14 protein-coding genes, 1 tRNA gene and 1 other RNA gene are annotated in these 19,659 nt (G+C 70.5%); 8 read left to right on the plus strand and 8 right to left on the minus strand.

Annotated elements, in window-relative coordinates; translation table 11 throughout:
• Window positions 1-114: 114 nt before the first annotated feature.
• From OG959_RS18145 to ffs, 4 genes are all read right to left on the minus strand, one after another.
• Window positions 115-1,848, minus strand: coding sequence for a hypothetical protein (locus OG959_RS18145; RefSeq protein ID WP_326659722.1), 1,734 nt, complete (start codon window positions 1,846-1,848; stop codon window positions 115-117).
• A 316-nt stretch (window positions 1,849-2,164) separates the two neighbouring features.
• Complete coding sequence (purD, locus tag OG959_RS18150; RefSeq protein ID WP_326659724.1) at window positions 2,165-3,415, minus strand: phosphoribosylamine--glycine ligase; 1,251 nt, start codon at window positions 3,413-3,415, stop codon at window positions 2,165-2,167.
• Window positions 3,416-3,529: 114 nt separating this feature from the next.
• The gene (locus tag OG959_RS18155) at window positions 3,530-5,716 is read right to left on the minus strand and encodes a DNA polymerase III subunit gamma and tau (protein ID WP_326659726.1); all 2,187 of its coding nucleotides are present in this window, start codon (window positions 5,714-5,716) and stop codon (window positions 3,530-3,532) included.
• 143 nt (window positions 5,717-5,859) lie between these two features.
• Window positions 5,860-5,954, minus strand: an RNA gene (ffs, locus tag OG959_RS18160) — signal recognition particle sRNA small type.
• Between the two features lie 133 nt (window positions 5,955-6,087).
• Here ffs and OG959_RS18165 point away from each other — a divergent pair.
• From OG959_RS18165 to OG959_RS18180, 3 genes are all read left to right on the plus strand, one after another.
• Window positions 6,088-6,175, plus strand: a tRNA-Ser gene (locus OG959_RS18165).
• Between the two features lie 771 nt (window positions 6,176-6,946).
• Window positions 6,947-7,825 carry a hypothetical protein gene (locus OG959_RS18175; RefSeq protein ID WP_326659727.1) on the plus strand — a complete coding sequence of 293 codons (879 nt, stop codon included), beginning with the start codon at window positions 6,947-6,949 and terminating at the stop codon, window positions 7,823-7,825.
• 41 nt (window positions 7,826-7,866) lie between these two features.
• Window positions 7,867-9,660 carry an ATP-binding protein gene (locus OG959_RS18180; RefSeq protein WP_326659728.1) on the plus strand — a complete coding sequence of 598 codons (1,794 nt, stop codon included), beginning with the start codon at window positions 7,867-7,869 and terminating at the stop codon, window positions 9,658-9,660.
• Window positions 9,661-10,049: 389 nt separating this feature from the next.
• Here OG959_RS18180 and OG959_RS18185 read toward each other — a convergent pair whose 3' ends face one another.
• Both OG959_RS18185 and uppS read right to left on the minus strand, forming a co-directional pair.
• Window positions 10,050-11,570: an oxygenase MpaB family protein gene (locus OG959_RS18185; protein WP_442805592.1), complete on the minus strand. Its 1,521-nt coding sequence runs from the start codon at window positions 11,568-11,570 to the stop codon at window positions 10,050-10,052.
• 8 nt (window positions 11,571-11,578) lie between these two features.
• Complete coding sequence (gene uppS / locus OG959_RS18190; RefSeq protein ID WP_442805750.1) at window positions 11,579-12,256, minus strand: polyprenyl diphosphate synthase; 678 nt, start codon at window positions 12,254-12,256, stop codon at window positions 11,579-11,581.
• 553 nt (window positions 12,257-12,809) lie between these two features.
• On the opposite strand from uppS, the gene OG959_RS18195 reads away from it, so the two are divergent.
• The 5 genes from OG959_RS18195 (at window position 12,810) to OG959_RS18215 (ending at window position 17,103) form a co-directional block, all read left to right on the plus strand.
• Window positions 12,810-13,106, plus strand: coding sequence for a DUF3303 family protein (locus tag OG959_RS18195; RefSeq protein ID WP_326659731.1), 297 nt, complete (start codon window positions 12,810-12,812; stop codon window positions 13,104-13,106).
• A 125-nt stretch (window positions 13,107-13,231) separates the two neighbouring features.
• On the plus strand, window positions 13,232-13,816 hold the full coding sequence (locus OG959_RS18200) for a hypothetical protein (RefSeq protein WP_326659733.1): 585 nt from the start codon (window positions 13,232-13,234) through the stop codon (window positions 13,814-13,816).
• 13 nt (window positions 13,817-13,829) lie between these two features.
• Window positions 13,830-15,185: a peptidoglycan-binding domain-containing protein gene (locus tag OG959_RS18205; RefSeq protein WP_326659735.1), complete on the plus strand. Its 1,356-nt coding sequence runs from the start codon at window positions 13,830-13,832 to the stop codon at window positions 15,183-15,185.
• Window positions 15,182-15,904, plus strand: a complete 723-nt coding sequence (locus OG959_RS18210) for an ABC transporter ATP-binding protein (protein ID WP_326659737.1) — start codon at window positions 15,182-15,184, stop codon at window positions 15,902-15,904. The genes OG959_RS18205 and OG959_RS18210 overlap by 4 nt, the downstream gene beginning before the upstream one ends.
• On the plus strand, window positions 15,901-17,103 hold the full coding sequence (locus tag OG959_RS18215) for an ABC transporter permease (protein WP_326659739.1): 1,203 nt from the start codon (window positions 15,901-15,903) through the stop codon (window positions 17,101-17,103). Before OG959_RS18210 ends, OG959_RS18215 begins: the two co-directional genes overlap by 4 nt.
• 94 nt (window positions 17,104-17,197) lie before the next feature.
• Here the strand turns inward: OG959_RS18215 and OG959_RS18220 are convergent, their stop codons facing one another.
• A complete protein-coding gene (locus OG959_RS18220; RefSeq protein WP_326659741.1) occupies window positions 17,198-18,820 on the minus strand; it encodes a sensor histidine kinase in 1,623 nt (540 codons plus the stop codon).
• Window positions 18,817-19,545: a response regulator transcription factor gene (locus OG959_RS18225; RefSeq protein WP_326659743.1), complete on the minus strand. Its 729-nt coding sequence runs from the start codon at window positions 19,543-19,545 to the stop codon at window positions 18,817-18,819. Before OG959_RS18225 ends, OG959_RS18220 begins: the two co-directional genes overlap by 4 nt.
• Between the last annotated feature and the right edge of the window lie 114 nt (window positions 19,546-19,659).

The following is a 19,659-nucleotide window of genomic DNA, read 5'->3' on the forward strand; positions in this document are numbered from 1 at the left end:
ACATCACATAACGCATGCACTCCGTCACCGTTCGTCGCGAATTGACGTGAACGGAACCTGTCGTTCCGGGTATCCGGGGTGGGCGGCCTGAACAGCCGTCCGCCTTCGCGTGTTTCAGACGAGACGCACGGGCTTGTCGGTACGTACGCCGACCGAGGCGAGCCAGGACCGCAGCGGCCCCGCGTCCCCGTCCTCGACCAGGCTGAGGACCGGGCTGCCGAGGTCGGCCGGACGTTCACCGTCCACCAGGAGTGCGGGTCCGTCGAGCCAGTCCAGCCCGGGCGCCGCGCCCGCCGTGTCGACCGCGGCGCAGCAGACCATCGCCGCGACATGGTCCGCCAGCAGTTCGGTACCGGTACGGGGCGGCTGGAGCGGGAAGAGCGGGAGCGGATCGGGCCCCCACAGGTCCAGCACATCGCCGCCCGCGTCCCCTGCGCCGCCGCTGACCGGCTGAGGGGCCTGTGCCTCGTCCCGGGCCACGGCCGCGCTGATACCGGCCGCGAGCTCCTCGCCGCCGTCCTGGCCCGCGGCGAGGTGCTCGACGACGCGCGCCAGTGTGGGCACCCCTGCGCACGCGGTGTCGGAACCGGTGCCGGAAGCGGGGGGTACGCCCATGCCGTCCAGGACCCGGTGCAGCCGCGCCGCCTCGGTGCGCCACTTCCGGTCGACGACCTCTTCCGGATACTGCTGCCAGTCCACCGGGGCCCAGTCGGGCCCGGTCTCCGCGGGGCCGCCGTGGAAGAGCCTCGCGGCCAGCAGGGACGCCGCCTCGTCGGCCGCTCCCGGCTCTTCCAGGAGGTCGCAGGCGGGACGCTCGCCGAGCCGGGTGGTGAACCCCTCGGCCAGCCGGTCACGGCGGGAGAGCTCGGTGAGAGCGGAGACGACGCCCGCGTCCAGCCGGGACGGCCAGCGCCCCATCCGCCAGGCGGGAAGCGCGACACGGGTGAGCAGCCGGTCCCAGCCCGCGTAGGCGAGACCGACCTGTTCCTGGGCAACGACCCGCAGCCCGTAGTCCACGGCCTGTGCCCGTGTCGACGCGGCGGCGGCGACGCCCCGCTCCATCTCGGCGGCATGGCCACGGCAACTGCGCAGCAGCAGCCGGGCGATCCGGCCGACGAAACGGCCGGGCAGCCGCAGTACCTTGCGCAGCGACCCCTGGACGGGTGCCGCCGCATCGGCGACCGCTCCGTCCAGCCCGCGTACGAAGCGCCGGGCCGCGGCTATGTCGGGGTGGGCGGAGGGGCCGGTGCCGGCCACGACGGGCGCGAGCACCGCCCGCAGCTCGGCGACCCGCATCCACCAGAGGAACGGGGAGCCGATCACCAGCACGGGTGCCGCCTGGACCCGGCGACGGCGCCCCGGTCGACGGCCCGAACCGTCCGCCGGCCCGCTCCGGTCCCGGTTCGCGGCCTCGCGGGCCGCGCGGTCCGCAGCCGGGTGGGTGCGGTCCTCCAGCCAGCTGTCGCAGTCGGGCGTGAGCGCTATGGCCGAGGGCGCGGGCACGCCGAGGCGCTCCGCCAGGTCGCGCACCAGCCGGTAGAGATCCGGAGCGGCCTCCTCGCTGAGCGGGACGGTCGGGCTGACCGCCGGCTTCGCCCGTACGACCGCGATCGCGACAGCCGCGGCGACGAGCAGGACGACGACGGCGCAGGCCGTCACGGCCCAGCGCACCGCGTCCCAGCCGCCGCCCTCGGCGAAGCCCTGCGCGCCCGCGGCGAACAGCATGACGGCGAACGCGGCCGGCAGCAGCGCCACTGCCGTTGCCCTGCTGCGGATGCGCAGCAGCACGAGAGCCCGGGCACGCGCTGCCTGCGCACCCAGCTCCTCACCTGTACCGGTACCGGACACGGCCGGACGTCACCCCCTCTGCCCCCACGGCGGTGTTGCTCACTCCCCCACTGTGGCACCCGTCACTGACATCGCAATGCCGGTGGGCCAAGTGCCGGAACGCTTGCGCCGCACCCTAGTTGGGCCTTCGGCGGGCGTCATCCGGATGGCTCAGCCGTCACTCGATGGAATGGCTTTGGGCAAAGGTGCTGACGCGCCGCTGTCCATAGGGCAGCGGCGCGTCAGTGGTGGGTCGGGACGGTACGGGTCAGGCCTCCGCGGCCCTCTCCGACCGTTGCGGGACAGGCCTCCGCGGCCCTCTCCGGGCAGGTACGGGTCAGGCCTCCGCGGCCTTCTTGGCGATGTCGGTGCGGAGCTGGGAGCCATCGAGCCGGATACGGGCAGCCGCCGCGTAGGCACGCTCACGGGCCCCCGCGAGGTCCTTGGCCGTCGCGGTCACGGAGAGCACGCGGCCACCCGCGCTGACGACCTTGTCGCCGTCCTGCCGGGTCCCGGCGTGCAGGACGTACGCGTGCGGCGCGTCCTGTGCCGCGACCTCGTCGAGTCCTTCGATCGGATCGCCCGTCCGCGGGGTGTCCGGGTAGTTGTGGGAGGCGATGACCACGGTGACCGCGGCCTCGTCGCGCCACTTCAGCGGGGGCAGCTCGTCCAGGGTTCCGCTGGCGGAGCCGAGCAGGACACCGGCCAGCGGGGTCTTGAGACGGGCCAGGACCACCTGGGTCTCCGGGTCGCCGAAGCGCGCGTTGAACTCGATGACCCGTACGCCGCGCGAGGTGATCGCGAGGCCCGCGTACAGCAGCCCGGAGAAGGGCGTACCGCGGCGGCGGAGCTCGTCGACAGTCGGCTGGAGGACCGACTCCATGACCTCGTCGACCAGCTTCGGGTCGGCCCACGGCAGCGGGGAGTACGCGCCCATGCCGCCGGTGTTCGGGCCCTCGTCGTTGTCGAGGGCCCGCTTGAAGTCCTGGGCGGGCTGGAGCGGCAGCACGGTGGTGCCGTCGGTGATGGCGAAGAGGCTCACCTCGGGGCCGTCGAGGAACTCCTCGATGACCACGCGGTCACAGGCCAGCGCGTGGGCGCGGGCCGCCTCGATGTCGTTGGTGACGACGACGCCCTTGCCTGCGGCGAGGCCGTCGTCCTTGACGACGTACGGGGCACCGAACGCGTCGAGGGCGGTGTCGATCTCCGCGGGCGTGGTGCAGACATAGCTGCGGGCTGTCGGGACGCCCGCTCCGGCCATCACGTCCTTGGCGAAGGCCTTGGAACCCTCGAGCTGGGCGGCCTTCCCGGACGGGCCGAAGCAGGGGACACCGGCGGCGCGCACGGCGTCGGCGACCCCGGCGACAAGCGGTGCCTCCGGGCCGACGACCACCAGCTCGGCGCCCAGTTCGGTGGCGAGGCGCGCGACGGCAGCGCCGTCGAGGGCGTCGACCGGGTGCAGTTCGGCCACCTCTGCGATGCCGGCGTTGCCGGGAGCGCAGTACAGAGCGGTGACGTCGGGGTCGAGGGAGAGAGAGCGGCACAGGGCGTGTTCGCGGGCGCCGCCGCCGATGACGAGGACCTTCACGGGGTGCAGCCTAGCCGCCGGGGCGCCGCCCCCTTGACGGACGCCGCTCCGTGGACAGCGGGGGCCCGGACGGGCAGGGCGGGGGCCGCTCACGGAAGGTCCCCGCCGCGCGCCCTACTCGTTGGTGAACTCCTCGACGACCGTGGCGCCCAGTTCGCGGACGATCAGGTCATGGCCGGACAGCGCCGAATCGACGAGGTCGGGGTCGTCGGCCTCGGGGGTGTCGTCCTCGGGGGCGACCGACCGGGGCGGTTCGGGAGCGGTGTACGACGGGGGTGCGGGTTCCGGGGCGGATCCGCCGCCGGGCTGCTGCCGCTCCGGCGCGGGCCGGGGCTCGTACTGCTGCGGGGCGGGGGCCGCAGGGCGCTGCGGTGCCGGTGACGCGGACACGGAGGGGCGGCCGCCGCCTACCTGCGGGGGCTGTCCGGCGCCGCCCGACGGGTCGACGATCGCCTCGATCTTCCACTGCGCGTTGAACCGCTCGGCCAGAGCCTGCTTCAGCACCTCCTCGCTGCCGCTGCTCGCGAAGTTGTCGCGGGCGCCGGCGTTGAGGAAGCCGATCTGGAGCGTGCTGCCGTCGAAGCCGGTGACCTGGGCGTTCTGGCTGAGCAGGATCCAGGTGAACCGGCGGCGGCCCTTGACCGCCTCCAGGATGTCGGGCCACATGTTGCGCACCTGCGCGGCGCCCTGCGTCGAACCCGCAGCGGGCTCGGCGGCGACGGGCGCCGGGGCGGCGGCAGACGTGGCAGGAGCCGGCGCGGGGGCGGCGGCCTGGGGTGCGGGGGCCTGGCCCGGGGTGGAGGCGGTGGGCCAGCCTCCGGGCCGCCGGCCCTGCTCGGGCGCGGTGGCGGCGGGCCAGGCGCCGGGGCGCTGTCCGGCCACGGGCGCCTCGGCGGGCGGCGGCTGCACGGGAGCGGGAACAGGAGCAGGCGGCACGGGAGCGGCCGGGGGCGCGTCCCCACGCGCCGCCGCACGCGCGGCCGCGGGCCCCGATCCGGCGTCCGGCTGCGAGAAGGCGGGCGGCACGGGGGCGGCCTGGGGCGCGGCGGGGGCGTGGGCCTGCGGTGCGACCGGGGCGTGGGCCAGCGCCTCGGGCCCGGGGACGTACCCCATCGAGGGCCCCGGTCCGGTGGTGGCGAAGGACGCGCCCCGCTCCAGCCGGTCGAGCCTGGCCTGGAGGGAACGCTCGTCGTCGAAGGCCGCGGGCAGCAGCACCCGGGCGCAGATCAGCTCGACCTGAAGCCGCGGCGAGGTCGCGCCCCGCATCTCCGTGAGTCCCTCGTTGACCAGGTCGGCGGCGCGGCTGAGCTCGGCGGCGCCGAAGACGGACGCCTGGGCCTGCATCCGCTCGACGACGTCGGCCGGTGCGTCGATGAGGCCCTTCTCCCCGGCGTCCGGCACGGCGGCCAGGATCACCAGGTCGCGCAAGCGCTCCAGAAGGTCGGCGACGAACCGGCGCGGGTCGTTGCCGCCCTCGATCACCCGGTCCACGACCTCGAAGGCGGCGGCGCCGTCGCCGGCCGCGAAGGCGTCCACGATCGAGTCGAGGAGGGAGCCGTCCGTATAACCGAGCAGGGACGTCGCCATGGCGTACGTCACACCGTCGTCGGCGGCACCGGCCAGCAGCTGGTCCATGACCGACATGGAGTCACGCACGGATCCGGCACCGGCCCGCACGACGAGCGGCAGCACCCCGTCCTCGACGTAGCTGTTCTCCTTGCCGCATACCTCGGCGAGGTACTCGCGCAGCGTCCCGGGCGGCACGAGCCGGAACGGGTAGTGATGGGTACGCGACCGGATGGTGCCGATGACCTTCTCGGGCTCGGTGGTCGCGAAGATGAACTTGAGGTGCTCCGGCGGCTCCTCGACCACCTTCAGCAGGGCGTTGAACCCCGCCGACGTGACCATGTGCGCCTCGTCGATGATGTAGATCTTGTAACGACTCGAAGCGGGCCCGAAGAACGCCTTCTCCCGCAGATCACGGGCATCGTCCACACCACCGTGCGAGGCGGCGTCGATCTCGATCACATCGATCGATCCCGGCCCGTTGCGCGCGAGGTCCTGGCAGGACTGGCACTCCCCGCAGGGCGTGGGCGTGGGCCCCTGCTCACAGTTCAGACAGCGCGCGAGGATGCGCGCGCTGGTCGTCTTGCCACAGCCTCGCGGACCACTGAACAGGTACGCGTGATTGACCCGGTTGTTCCGCAGGGCCTGCTGCAGTGGGTCAGTGACATGCTCCTGACCGATGACCTCGGCGAACGACTCGGGGCGGTAGCGGCGGTACAGCGCAAGGGACGACACACATACGAGGTTATCGGGGCGGACTGACAACCGGCCCCGGACCGGGCACTCCGCCGGCTGCGGGAAACGTCACCCCGGAGATTCCGAACACCCCCGGCCCTTGCCACGACCGGAAGTCCTTGCCGCGAACGGGCCCGGACAACGCAAGGGCCCCCCACGCACCCGCCAGAGCCAACTTACCCTTGCTGCCTTCCGGCCCTGGGGGAGTTCAGTCAGATAGCGCCACGTGAGGGGCTGACGCCCACCTTAGCCGATCCCCACCCCCGCAAGTCCACCTCCCCCGCCTCCGGAGACCCCTCCGGAGCGGACCGGAGGGGTCCGGGGCGGAACGGGTTCGCGAGCACTCCTCAACGTCTTGTATTGTTTGCCGCGGAGGATTCGCCTAGTGGCCTAGGGCGCACGCTTGGAAAGCGTGTTGGGGGCAACCCCTCACGAGTTCGAATCTCGTATCCTCCGCCATTGCTCTCACCGGGCAATACGTTGAAGGGCCCCACCGTTCGCGGTGGGGCCCTTCGGCGTTGTCTCAGCTCTCGTTGTCCTGCGTCTTTGTCCACAGGCGCACTCGGTGCGGGGCCCCGGATGGCATCCGCGAGCTTCTGTGCCACCTCCCTCATGGCGTCCGGCACGTGCAGGTAGCGCGCGCACCCCGGAGGACGTGCCTGCCTCCCAGCCCATGATCTGGTCGATCACGCGGTCCGGGATGCCGAGCAGCATGAGGACGGTGGCAGCGGCGTGACGGGCGTCATGTAGCCGCGCCTCACGCACCCCGGGGTCCTCCAGCAGCCTCTTCTGGTGGCCCTCACCACCTCGACCAGGGCCCGACCGCTCTGGTCGGCCATCATCCGCGGCAATACGTTGAAAGGCTCCACCGCTTGCGGTGGAGCCCTTTGTGTTCCGTGGCTGCGGTTCCGCCCTACGGGTCCGCTGAACGGCCGAGGCCGGCGGATCCGGTGAGCAGATCACCGGTCTCCCGAGGGGATCAGCGGCGCCGTTCTCGCGACACCCCATCGCCGTGATCGTCAGGAGACTCTCGGCGTCCGGCCGAGGGTCCGGCAGGCAGGCGGCGGGAGACGTTCACGCCGTCGGTGGAGGCGAGGACGTTTCCTGATCGTCCCTTGACGCGGTCTCCAAGTGTGGCCGCCCCGGCGGTCGTTCGGTGCACATCCTCTGCCCCGCGACGGTCTCTTCGGTAGGCTCACGGCTTGGGAACCACTGCCACCAGGAGCTTGCATGGCCTTCAGCGCCTCGGTAAGACGCCTGCTCATCTCCTCGCCCGGTGACGTGCCGCGCACGGACTTGCCGATCATCCAGCAGTCGATCAACCGCTGGAACGGCGTATACGGTGAGCAATTCGGGTCAATCATCATGCCGATCTCCTGGGGAACTCACGCGGCAGCAGAGTTCGGCCAGCCACCTCAGAAAATCCTGAACCGACAGCTCGTCGATAAGTGCGATGCATGCATCGCGATCTTCGCCAATCGCCTGGGGACTGCTACGAAGCTCCACGAATCGGGTACTGCAGAGGAGATCTCCCGGCTCAATGAGAGTGGAAAGTACGTGGCTGTCCTCAGATGTCGCCGCCCCGTAGATGCCAGCACAATCGATCTGGCTCAAGCGACGCGCCTGAGTGAATATATCGCGGGGATCGAATCATCGGCCCTGATTCTCGACTATGCCAATGATGCCGACCTGGCCCGCCACGTGGAAACAATTCTGGTTGCGGCTGTCTCTCGCGAGGAGGCCAGAAACGACTTCCAATTGCAGAATACCCAAACAGGAGGAGGCCCGACTGCGGAGGTGTGGCCGCACGTCGACTCGGTCGATCGCTCAGGTCAGCGAAATTGGTACCTCGTCCTCAACAACACGGGCGATGGGCCGGCCCGGGATGTCCGTATCGAGGTCGATACGGATTCTTCAAATGGCGACCCGTGGGAGATCGCTACCGAACGCACAGGCGACAGCCCCGATCTCGGTGTTCTCGCGCCACGAAGCGAAGTTCGCTTCAAGATTTACGCCAGTCTCGCAAGTGCCGCACAAGTCAACTGCACGGTGTCCTGGTCCGATTCCCGGGGAAAGCAAAGGAACACCGCAAGCCTTCGGCTAGCGTAACGGTACAGGCCGCAGCCACTACGGCACACAGCACATGGGAGGTGACGTCCATTCTGAAACAAGGCTGGCTCCGCTTAGATGGCGATTTTCTGCAGCCGACCCCTTCCGATTATTCCGGACAGGATATTCTGGCATATTTCGACGGACGTCCGCCCACATGGAGCGACATCGTCAATGGAGGCCTTCCGCAGCGAGGCGTATCCAAAGCTCTGGCCACAGAACTTATGAACTACTCGCCGAAATCACCGGTAGGGCGACTGCGGCTCATCCACGGTGCAAGCGGCGAAGGAAAGACAACGGCCGCCATGCAGTGCGCGGCAGAAATAGCCAGATCTGCACCCGATTCCTACGTTCTGTGGAGAAATCCAGGAGCAGGCCTCGACACGCAGCTTGTGCAATCTCTACCTGCGGGTAGACATTACATCCTATTTAGCGACGACGCAGAAGAAATCGCCCGCGACCTGTTCGAGGTCGTCAACAAAGTCACTCGCCCCGATATTTCCTATGTCGCAGTTGCTCGCACGATCGATTGGGCCCATGTCCGCGGCGATGCGTATCCGTGGGCGACGCACATCGGGTACCGGAAGACCTACCTCACAGGGCTGGACGAGGCTGACGCCAAGTTGGTAGTCGCCACCTGGAGCCGACATGGCGAAAAGGGGCTTGGCCGCCTTGCCGAGTGGGATCACAACGATGCACGGGTGTCGGAACTCCTCAAGGCAATTCGCGAAGAGGCAGCCGTAGAAGACGGAGCCCTCCTCGGCGGAATGATTCGTGTTCGCTATGGCGACTACTTCACGGATCGCGTGAGGGATCTGATGAGATCCCTTGCCGCCCAGAGAACCCCTTCAGGCTCTACCTTGTCCAGCGCCTTCCTTTACATCGCGGCTGCGCATTTGGCACGTCTGCAACTCCCGCCAAACGTTCTCGCAGAAGCACTTGGCGTACCGACTTCCCGCATCATGAGCGAAATCGTGAGCCCTCTCCGTGATGAGGCGGCAGTCACTGTTGCAGGGGGCGGCGTACTAACCCGGCACAGGCTGATCGCCGAAGCATGCATCACTGTCGCGGAACAGGTTAATGCAAATCTTGCAGAGACATACAGCAGGTTGGTGCAGTCCGCCTTCCGCGTCGGACGGCATCACTTTATTCGCGATTACGAAAAATATACGAACCTATGCCGCTTCTTCGAGAAATCACGGCCGGATGTTGCCATTGCCGCAGCAAGAGCGGCCGTAGACGAGGAGAAGAACTCCCTCGGCTACATCCACAACCTCGCGCACATTCTTCGCAAGACGGGGCAGGCCGATGAAGCGGCGTTCATCTCGGAGAAAACATCCAAGATGCTCCCTTCAATGCAGGACAGGAATCTCTCAAATAAAGAGAGAGTATTTTACCGAGAATGGGCGACCACCGAAGGCGTCCTCGGGAACCCGGCCATTTCCATATGGCTCTCATCGATCTCTCTATCGGATTTGCACGAGAGCGACTCCCCTGGATCGCGTCACATTGAAACCGCCCTTGCAGCCGTGGGTGGAACCATGGCAACGATGCACCAGAAGGTACCGCGGGATGAGTTCGCCACGGGCGTTCGAGCCGCAGAGACACTGGGACACCTTCTCGACCTCAGCAGAACTGCAAAATCCTTCTTCTCGCGCCAGCGGCGACTGGCAGATGAGTGGGGTATTCCTAAAATGAGCCTCGATGACTGCAAAATCGCCCTCGAGAAGGGGATTACCGCGGCGTGGGCCGCGCGAGAGCGGGATTTGCCACATTTGGCCTCAGCACCCAAACTCCGGTTTACGGCTATGTATGAAGATCTAGGAATTTCATGATCTTCATCATGCATCGCTCCCTGGCTCGCGGTCCATCGGTGTTGAGGTCCCGGTAGCTGCGAAGTTGTATCGCTGACGAATGGGAGGCGCTGCAGAGCGATCCGATTCCTGCCTGGCGCAAACGCTACGCAGAGCTCGGGACGTCCGAGCGCATAGTGCCCTTGGTGAGTGAAAACCCGTGCCCCTACAGGCAGGGAGCGCAGCGTCCGGGAGAACCAGTCCCCACCACCGGCTGACACGAAGCCGTACGCCTCGGCGTCCTCCCAGCTGCGGCCTCCGGGTTCCTCGGAAGCGAGGCGCCCTGCACGAAGAAGGCCCGGCGCCCGGGTCCCTCGTCCCCGGCTTCGCTGGGTCACATGCGGGCGAGGGCGGCCGGGCGGTCCGAGGTGCTACGCGTCCGAGAGCAGCGGGTCGTAAGGGGTCGAACGCTGACGGCCTGACATGAAGGACAGGAAGTCCCGGACGAAAGCGCTCCGGGAGTAGCATCCCTCGGCGTCCAGGACGGTTCGTCCGAAGCCTCTCCTGAACAGGGCCCGGTACTCCTCCGCGTCGATGGACTGATCACCATCCGCGTCGGCGGCGTCGAAGAGGGTCTCGGCGACCCTGATCAGCGCCGGTCCTGCCAGGGACGGGACTGCGGCCACGTACTCGTCCTCGCTCACCCGTCCGTCGCCGTCGCTGTCCAGGGCTGTCTGGAGTTCCCTCCACCACGCGGCGAAGGCGTCGTACAGGCGGGTCTCCTCCGGCTCGTCCAGGTCGAGACGGGAGCAGAGTTCCCGGGCCATGGCGGCAAGATCGGGCCAGTCCAGGGAGCCGTCCCCGGTCTGGTCCAGTACCTCGGCGAAGAACGCGCGGGCGTCCCGCCGGCTCCCGGCGCCGTCCGGGCCGCCCGTAGCACCCTGTGGGGCCGGTACCGGCGTGATCAGCCGGAACAGTGCGCCGGCCCGTTTCGTCCGGGCGCGCAGGGTGGTGAGGGTCTCGGCCCAGGGGCCGTCGCCGTCCGGCGACAGGTTGAGCAGACTGACGACGTTCTCCGCCTGAACCCAGTTGTCGGGCAGGGCGCGGGCCAGACGAGCGGCCATATAGGCGCCCTGCATCAGCGTCTGGGCACCGGGGACCTCCGGCAGGCCCGCCCTGCGGCGGAAGACCTCGGGGAGGGAGGCCACGGTGACGGTGCCGATGACCGGCCCCGCGAGCGCACGGCCGGTCGCCCAGACCGTGGGCATCCCTGCGAACAGCGGGGGCGCCGGCAGGTGCTCGAAGAGCTTGTAGAGGATGATGCGCAGCGCCTCCGTGTTCTGCAGTTCCTCCGCGACCATGCGGTCGTAGTACTGCCAGAACTCGGGCAGGGTGGGCGGCAGATGGCCCGCCCGGTCCCCCAAGGCGGCGAGGAAGGCCCGGAATTCGGCGTAGAGCCCCTCCATGGTCTCCTGGTCCAGCGGCTGTCCGCTCAGCCGGCACATGGTGACCGAGCTCTCGAAGAGCGTCGCGACCACCCACGCCCGCACCTCGGGGTCCATCGCGTCGTAGGGCTGGTTCCTGGCGTCCGTGCCGCTCAGCCGTGCGTGGAGGCGGTTGAGCCGTGCCGCCTCCCTCTGCCTGACGTGTTCGTCGGCTCCGAACATGCGCTGCAGGCTCACGAGGGTGTTGCTCAGCCGTCGCCACGGGTGCACCACGAAGGAGGAGTTGTCCGCCAGCGCCGCGCCGATCTGCGGATGGGCGGCTTCCAGCACGGTGGCTCTGACGACGGCCAGTGCCCAACGGGGATCGTTGAAGAAGCGGTGGAACTGCGAGCCGGGCCCGAACAGGGATTCGGCCGGTGATGCGGTGGTCTCCCCGCCGGGGTCTTCGTACGGGATCCCGGTGCCGGGCCCGGCCGCCGCGCAGTGGCTGCTGTCCGTGTCCTTCACCTTTGAGGTCATCCCTTCGCTTGCGGAGCCACTCCGCCGAAGCGGCGGTCGCGGCGCCGGTATTCGTGCAGGCACTCCAGAAGGTGCGGAGCACGGAAGTCGGGCCAGAGCACCGGCGGAAAGATCCACTCGGCGTAGGCCACCTGCCAGAGCATGAAGTTGGAGATGCGCTGTTCGCCGGACGTACGGATCACGAGGTCCACGTCAGGCGTGTCGGGGACCGGCAGATGCGCGGCGAAGCACGCCTGGTCGACGGCATCGGCGGGCACGCCGGCGCGGATGAGGGAGCGTGCCGCGGCGACGATGTCCTGACGCCCTCCGTGGTCGAACGCCACGGTCAAGGTCATGCCCCGATTGGCCTCGGTGAGCGTCATCAGGTCGGCGAAGTCCCGGGCCAGAGGAGCCGGAATTCTCGGGTCCTCGGCCCCCAGGAGCCGGCACCGGATGCCGCGTGCGTGCAGCAGCAGCGCGTGTTTGCGCACCACCCGGCGTACCAGACGCATGAGGAAGTCGATCTCCTCGTCCGGGCGCCGCCAGTTCTCGGTGGAGAAGGCGTACAGGCTGAGCCATTCGACCCCCGCCGACCGCGCCGCCTCGATGACATCGATCACCGTCGCCTCCGCGGCGCTGTGCCCGGACGTACGCGGCAGGGCGCGCTGCTGGGCCCACCGGCCGTTCCCGTCCATCACGCAGGCCACATGGCGAGGCACCGGCCGCCGCCCCTGCTCACCGGGCGGGCGGCCGGGCTGCACCGGAACCGTCCGCACGGCGGGGACCCCCGGCTGAGTGCCGACGGTGAGGGCCTCCGGCTGCGCGCCGCCTCTGTCGGCCGGCTCGCCCGTCGCGTGCGTGTGACCGCATGGTCCCGCTGCACCGAACGTCACTGAAGCGCCCCCCTCGACTCGCGTCCGCCGGGCTTCGCCGGGACCGTGACTCCGGTTGCGGAGAGCGGCGGCGGCGCGCCCCTGGCCTGCGCATCCCCCCGGCTGCTCCGCACTCAGCAGAGTGCCGGTGCCCAGCCCACGGCGCACCGCGTTGCGCGCATATTCACCCGTAGCACGTCAGTCGGAGGGCGCCGATGGCGTGTGGGGCGACCTTTATGAGTCAGCCGGGTCTCCGGATGGTGCACGAGATGTTGGCTGCCCCGATCGCCCGCGGTGACGCTGAGCGGGACGTCGCCGGGGTCCTGAGCGCGCGGACGGATCCGCGCCGGCCCCGGGGGACGGAAGGAGCCACACCATGAGGGTCATGCTGCGAGCACAGCTGGACACCCAGCTCGCGAACGAGGCGGTCAAGAACGGCAGTCTGCCGAAGATCATGAAGTCGCTCGCGGAGCGGCTCAAGCCGGAGGCGGCCTACTTCGGGCCCAGCGAGGGAAAGCGGTGCTGCACGTTCGTCTTCGACATGCAGGACAGTTCGCTCCTGCCGTCCATCGCCGAGCCCCTCTTCGAGGGCCTGGGCGCGGAGATCGAGATCCAGCCGGTCATGAACACCGAGGACATGCAGAAGGGCCTCGCCGCGCTGCAGCGGGGCTGAACGAGGTGCTCCGGCTCCGGGACACTTCTTGATTGCTTCTTCACAGGTCCTTCATGGGTGCGCTTCTACGTTCGTCCCGCCGGACGCAGTGGGTGGCCGGCGACGGCGGTGAGGAGCACCTGGGGATGCGAGCACGGCGGAGGTCCGAGGGCCGGCGGTGGCTGATGGGCGCGGTGTCGTTGACAGCGCTGGCCCTGACGACGGGCTGCGGTGGTGACGGCGGCAGCGGTGGCGAGGTGGCTTCGGCAGCGACCTCGAAGGGCTCCGCCACCGCGTCCCCGGGTGCCTCCAGTGAGCTGTCCGAGTACGTCGACGCCCAGCGCAGATGGGTCTCGTGTCTGCGCTGGGCGGGACTCGACGCCCCCGACCCGGACGCCCGGGGCATGGTCGATCTCGGCGACCGGACGAAGTGGAAGCGCGACCCGAAGGCCCTGCGGGCTCAGGAGAGGTGCGCCGGCCTCAGCGTGGCCGTACCGGACAGTGTCGAGAAGGCGCAGCAGCCCGAACTGTCCAAGGACGAGATGCGCACGAAACAGCGGTACGCCACCTGCATGCAGGAGCACGGGGCGCCCGACTTCCCCGACACCGACGCGTCGGGGCACTTCCAGGACGTCGCCTGGGACCCGACGTCGGCCGGAGCGAAGCGCGCCGCACGGACCTGCGCTTCCATCATCGGTGTTCCGGACGACGCGCCCGCACCCCAGGGCTGACGGGGCCAGGCGCATGGACGACATGAAGGAGCCGGGGCGGCGCCGGCGCGGGCCGCTCCTGATCACGGCAGGGGTTCTCCTCGTCGCCGCGGTCAGCACGGTGGGCGCCCTCGGGCTCGGCGGAGGCGGTTCGGACGATGCCGAGGCCCCGGGCAGAGGCGGCCGGCTGGTTCAGGTGTCACGCGAGACCCTGACCGACCGGACGGAGACCGACGGACAGCTCGGCCACGGTCCGGAGGTGCCCTTCCCGGTGAAGGCCCGGGGAACGATCACGTGGCTCCCCGCCTCCGGCACCACCGCGCGGCGCGGGGAGCAGGTGCTGCGGATCGACGACCGGCCGGTGGTGCTGCTGTACGGGAGCCTGCCCATGTACCGCGATCTCGGTCTGCGGCAGACGGCGGACGGCGCGGGCGGCGGGAGCGGGTCCGGAGCCGCCGAGTCCGAGTCCGAGTCCGAGTCCGAGTCCGGAGCCGGAGCCGGAGCGGATTCCGGTGACGGCGCCTCCTCCGGTACGGAGTCCGGCCCCGCTGCGGATGGAGGCGGCAGTTCGTCCGGCGGCCCGGACTCCGGACAGCCGGCATCCGATGCGCGCCGGCGGCCGGTTTCCCTGCGCGGAATGGACGTCAAGCAGTTCGAGAGCAACCTCAGCGCTCTCGGCTACTCGGGTTTCACCGTCGACGACTCCTACACCGAGCTGACGGCCGCGGCGGTCGAGCGCTGGCAGAAGGATCTCGGGCTTCCGCAGACCGGCACGGTCGACGCCGGCTCCGTCGTGTACGCGCCCGGAGCGGTCCGTATCGCCGGCACCTCTGCCCGGGTGGGGGCCGAGGCGACGGGAACTCCGGTCACCTACACCGGGACCTCCCGCATGGTGACCGTCAACGCGCAGGCCACCGAGACACGTTGGGCACAGCGCGGCACCACGGTGAGCGTGGAGCTGCCCGACGGGCGAGCCGTACCGGGAACCGTGGCGAGCGTGAGCAAGGACGCCGCCGCACCGGAGTCGGACGCAGGAAAGGACGGTGGCACGGCGGGCGGGGGCGACGGAGGAGGGGACCCGGCCGCCACCGTGGCGGTGGTGATCGTCTTCGGGGACCAGGCGTCGCTGGGCAGGCTGCAGAGCGGACCGGTCACCGTGCGCTATGCCGTCAAGCAGCGCAGGAACGTACTGGCCGTCCCGGTCGCCGCCCTGGTGGCACTCGCGGAAGGCGGATACGGGCTGGAGATCTCCGGAGAGGGCGACGGCGGTACCGGCGACGGCGCGTCCCTTGACTTCGTCCCGGTCAAAACCGGGCTGTTCGCGGGCGGCAAGGTCGAAGTGAGCGGCCCCCGGGTGCGCGAAGGCATGAAGGTGCGGGTGCCCGAATGAGCCCGGACCGGGAAGTCCCCCGCGCCGTCATCGAGTTCGCCGCGGTGTCCAAGCACTATCCGGGGCGGGTGACGGCCGTCGACGGCGCCGATCTCACCGTCCGGTACGGCGAACTCGTCTGCATCGTCGGCCCGTCCGGATCGGGAAAGTCGACCATGCTGCATCTGATGGGCACGCTCGACCGGCCGTCCGCCGGACGCGTGGTCATCGACGGCCACGACGTCGCCGACCTGTCCGATCGCGAGGTGTCCGCCCTGCGCGCGCAGCGCATCGGATTCGTCTTCCAGCAGTTCCATCTGGCCATCGGGATGCCGGTGCTCGACATCGTCGCCGACGGGCTGCTGTACGCCGGGGAGCCGCTGCGGGAGCGGCGGCGCCGGGCCGCGCGGGCGCTGACCCGCGTCGGACTCAGCCATCGTCTCGGTCATCTGCCCCACCAGCTCTCGGGCGGCGAGCGGCAGCGGGCCGCGGTGGCCCGTGCCGTGATCGGTGGACCGGCCCTGCTCCTCGCCGACGAGCCCACCGGCAATCTCGACTCCGCCTCCGGCGCCGCGGTCCTGGCGCTTCTGCGCGAACTGCACACCGCAGGCACCACGGTGGTGGTGATCACTCATGACCGCGAGATGGCCGAGGTGTTCGACCGGAAGGTGGAGATGCGGGACGGCCGGATCGTCGGCGACCGTGCCGGCACGACGGCCGGGCAGGGGGTTCACGGATGAGCCGCGCGTCCGGGCTGCGGCCCGCCCGGCTGAGCCCGGCGGACTTCGTGCGGCTGGGCGGCACCGGTCTGCGCACACGCCCGGTGCGCGTGTTCCTGTCCGCCCTCGGCATCGCCATCGGAGTGGCCGCGATGGTCGCCGTCGTCGGCATCTCCACTTCCGGTCGTGCGGAGGTCGACCGGAAGCTCGACCGGCTCGGCACCAACATGCTGCGGGTCGCCCCCGGGCAGTCGCCCGACGGAGAGACGACGAGGCTGCCCCGGGAGGCGGCGGCGATGATCCGGCGGATCGGGCCGGTGCGGGAGGTGGCCGCGACCGGTGAGATCAAGGCGGCGGCGGTCTACCGCAACGACCGGATACCCGTCGGCCGCACGGGCAGCATCCGGGTGGCGGCCGCCGATCCGGAGCTGCCGACCGCGATCGGGGCGACGGTGGGGACCGGCCGCTGGCTGGACGAGGCGACCCAGGAGTATCCGGCCGTCGTGCTCGGCGCTCAGGCCGCCCGCCGGCTCGACGCGTACACACCGGGCACCCGGCTGTGGCTGGGCGGCACCTGGTTCTCGCTCGTCGGAGTGCTGCGGCCGGCCCCCCTCGCACCGGAGATCGACGGCTCCGCGCTGGTCGGCCTGCAGGCGGCACGTACCTATCTGCACTTCGACGGACACCCGTCGACCGTGTACGTGCGCGCCCGCGACGACCGGGTCGGTGCCGTACGCGGCGTGCTCGCCGCCACGGCGAATCCGCAGAAGCCGGGCGCTGTGCTCGTCTCCCGGCCCTCGGACGCGCTGGCCGCCCGTGAGGCCACCGAATCCGCGCTGACCGGTCTGCTGCTCGGGCTCGGGGGCGTCGCCCTGCTCGTCGGCGGGGTCGGCGTCGGCAACACCATGGTCATCTCGGTCCTCGAACGCCGGCCGGAGATCGGTCTGCGCCGTGCCCTGGGCGCCACCAGCGGGCAGATCCGCGGGCAGTTCGTCTCCGAGTCCCTGCTCCTGTCGGCGCTCGGCGGGCTCGGCGGGACGGTCCTGGGTACGGCGATCACCGCCGGGTACGCGTATGTGCGGCACTGGCCGACCGCGGTGCCGATGTGGGCGGCGGCGGCCGGGATCACCGTCACCCTGGTGATCGGCGCGGTCGCCGGGCTCTATCCGGCGGTACGCGCCGGGCGGCTCGCCCCGACACAGGCGCTGGCCGGCACCTGAGCGGCCGCGCCCTGACCCCACCCCGGTCAGCCGGCGGCGGGCGGTCTGAGGCCTCCCCGGTCAGCCGGCGGCGGGCGGTCTGAGGCCTCCCCGGTCAGCCGGCGGCGGCCGCGAGGGAGACGACGAACGTGGTGCCGGATCCCACCGTGCTCTCCACCGCGATCGTGCCCCCGTGGTCGGTGACGATCTGCCGTGCGATCGCGAGCCCGAGGCCGCTGCCCCCGGTGGCCCGGCCCCGGGCCGGATCGGCGCGCCAGAAGCGGTCGAAGAGGTGGGGCAGGTGCTCCGCCGGTATACCCCTGCCGGTGTCCCGCACCCGGATCACCGCCGCGCGCTCCTCCTGCCGCAGTTCCAGGGCCACGGTGCCGCCCGGCGCCGTGGCGCGCAACGCGTTGCCGACGAGATTGCCGACGACCTGACGCAGCCGGTCCGCGTCGACCTCCGCACGCACGGGCCGGGGCGCCGTCAGCTCCAGGGTGACACCCGCCCGTTCGGCCGCCGCCCGGTGCGCGGTACGCGAGGCGTCGAGGACGTCCCGCAGGTCGGCGACCGCCCGGTGGTAGGTCAGCACCCCGGCCTCGGCCAGGGCCAGATCCTGGAGGTCGTCGACGATCCGCTGCTGCAGCATCGCCTCCTCGTGCAGGGAGTCGAGCAGCTCGGGCGTGGGCTCGACGAACCCGTCCTGGAGTGCCTCCAGATAGCCGCGGAGATTGGCCAGCGGGGTGCGCAGTTCATGGGCGATGTCGCCGGTCATCCGTCGCTGGCGCTCCTCCGCACCCTGGAGGAAGTCCGCCATCCGGTTGAAGGCCCGACCGAGTTCGGCGATCTCGTCGCGGCCGGACACGGGGACGCGGTGTTCGAGATCGCCGCCGCCCAGGCCGCGCGCGGCCGCGGTCAGCGCACGGACCGGGCGCAGTACGGCCCGGCTCAGGATCAGGGCCGCGATGATCGCCGCGAGGGCGACCCCGCCCGCCACGGCCACGGTGGGCGCCGCGGCCAGGCCCGCCGGTGACTCGTCACGCGCCCCGAGGCTGATCTGGAGGCGCGGGGGTGCCACGGAGGCGGTGCGCTCGTTGAAGACCCGTTGCAGACAGGCGGAGAGACGCGGATCGCTCTCGCACTTCACGGCGGCGAAACTGTCCTGCGTGGCGTACGGATCGGGGCCGGCCTCCGTGGGTTCCCTGCACTGCTCCGGACGCCGGTCCGTTCCGAAGCGGGGAAGACCGATGCTGTCGGGCCGTGCCGTCACCGCGGCCCCGGCCCTCGTCAGACAGGCCGCATGGGCCACCGCCGTCCGGTACTCCGCCATCGCACTCACCGTGCGTTTGACGGAGGCGCGCGCCAACTTGGCCGCGGGCAGCCGGAGCTGGGGGCGGGCATCGGCCAGCACCGGCGGCTGCCCGCTCACCTCCCGGGGGCGGTGGCCGGCGAGCACGTCGGAGTCGGCGACCAGGACGTCCGTCTCCGTGACGACCCGGATGCGCTGCCCCGTGGCCGCCGACAGGGAACGCACGGTGGGGGCCACGCCCTCCCAGGTGCCGTGCGCGTACCCGTACGCGGTCAGCCCTTCGAGAATCCGGGACACCTCCTGGCGGCCGGCCCGGGCGGATTCCTCCACCTGGCTGTTGGCCTGGCGGAGCGTGAGCCAGGCGGTCGCCGCGGTGGCGGCCATCGCCACCAGCATGATCAGCCCGAGCACCCGCAGCCGGAAACTCATCGCACGGTCCCGGCGCCCTGCGTGCCCTGCGTGCCCTGCGTGCCCTGCTCCAGACGGTAGCCGCGTCCGTAGACGGTCTCCACGTAGTGCGTACCCTCGTGGCCCTTCTCCAGCTTGCGCCGCAGATTCATGACATGGGCGTCGACCGTGCGCGGAAGGACGTTCCGGTCGAACCCGAAGACCCGGTCGATGATCTGCGCCCTCGTGAACACCCGCTCCGGCTCCCCCATCAGCAGCGTCAGGATCGCGAACTCCTTGCCGGTCAGCGCCACCGGCCGCCCGGCGGCCCGTACCTCGAAGCGCGTCGTGTCCACCTCCAGCTCCCCCGCGCTCAGCACGGTGGGCACGGCCGGGGCCGCCGCCTTCGACCTCCGCAGCAGTGCCCGCACGCGGGCCGTCAGCTCTCGCGGGCTGTAGGGCTTGGTCAGGTAGTCGTCGGCGCCGAGGTCCAGGCCGAGCAGCAGGTCCTCCTCGGTGCTGCGCGCGGTGAGCAGCAGGATCGGGACCTGCGACTCGGCGCGCAGGATGCGGCAGACGTCGAGACCGTCGACGTTCGGCATCATCACGTCGAGCACGAGAAGGTCCGGCCTCGACGACCTGGCCCGGTCGATCGCCGAACGGCCGTCCGAGACGATCTGCACCTCGTCCCCCGCCTGTTCCAGATAGATCCGGATCAGCCGCGCCTGCTTCTCGTCATCCTCGGCGACCAATATGCGCGCACTCACTGCGGCTCCTTCGACTCGGACATCGCACGGATGTCGCACGGCTGACGCAACGCCCTTGACGGGCGGTCCCACAGGTACGAACGAGTGGGCCGCGGCGGTCTCCCGAACGGCCGC

The organism is Streptomyces sp. NBC_00385, assembly GCF_035917155.1.
Classification (GTDB): Bacteria; Actinomycetota; Actinomycetes; order Streptomycetales; family Streptomycetaceae; genus Streptomyces; species Streptomyces poriferorum.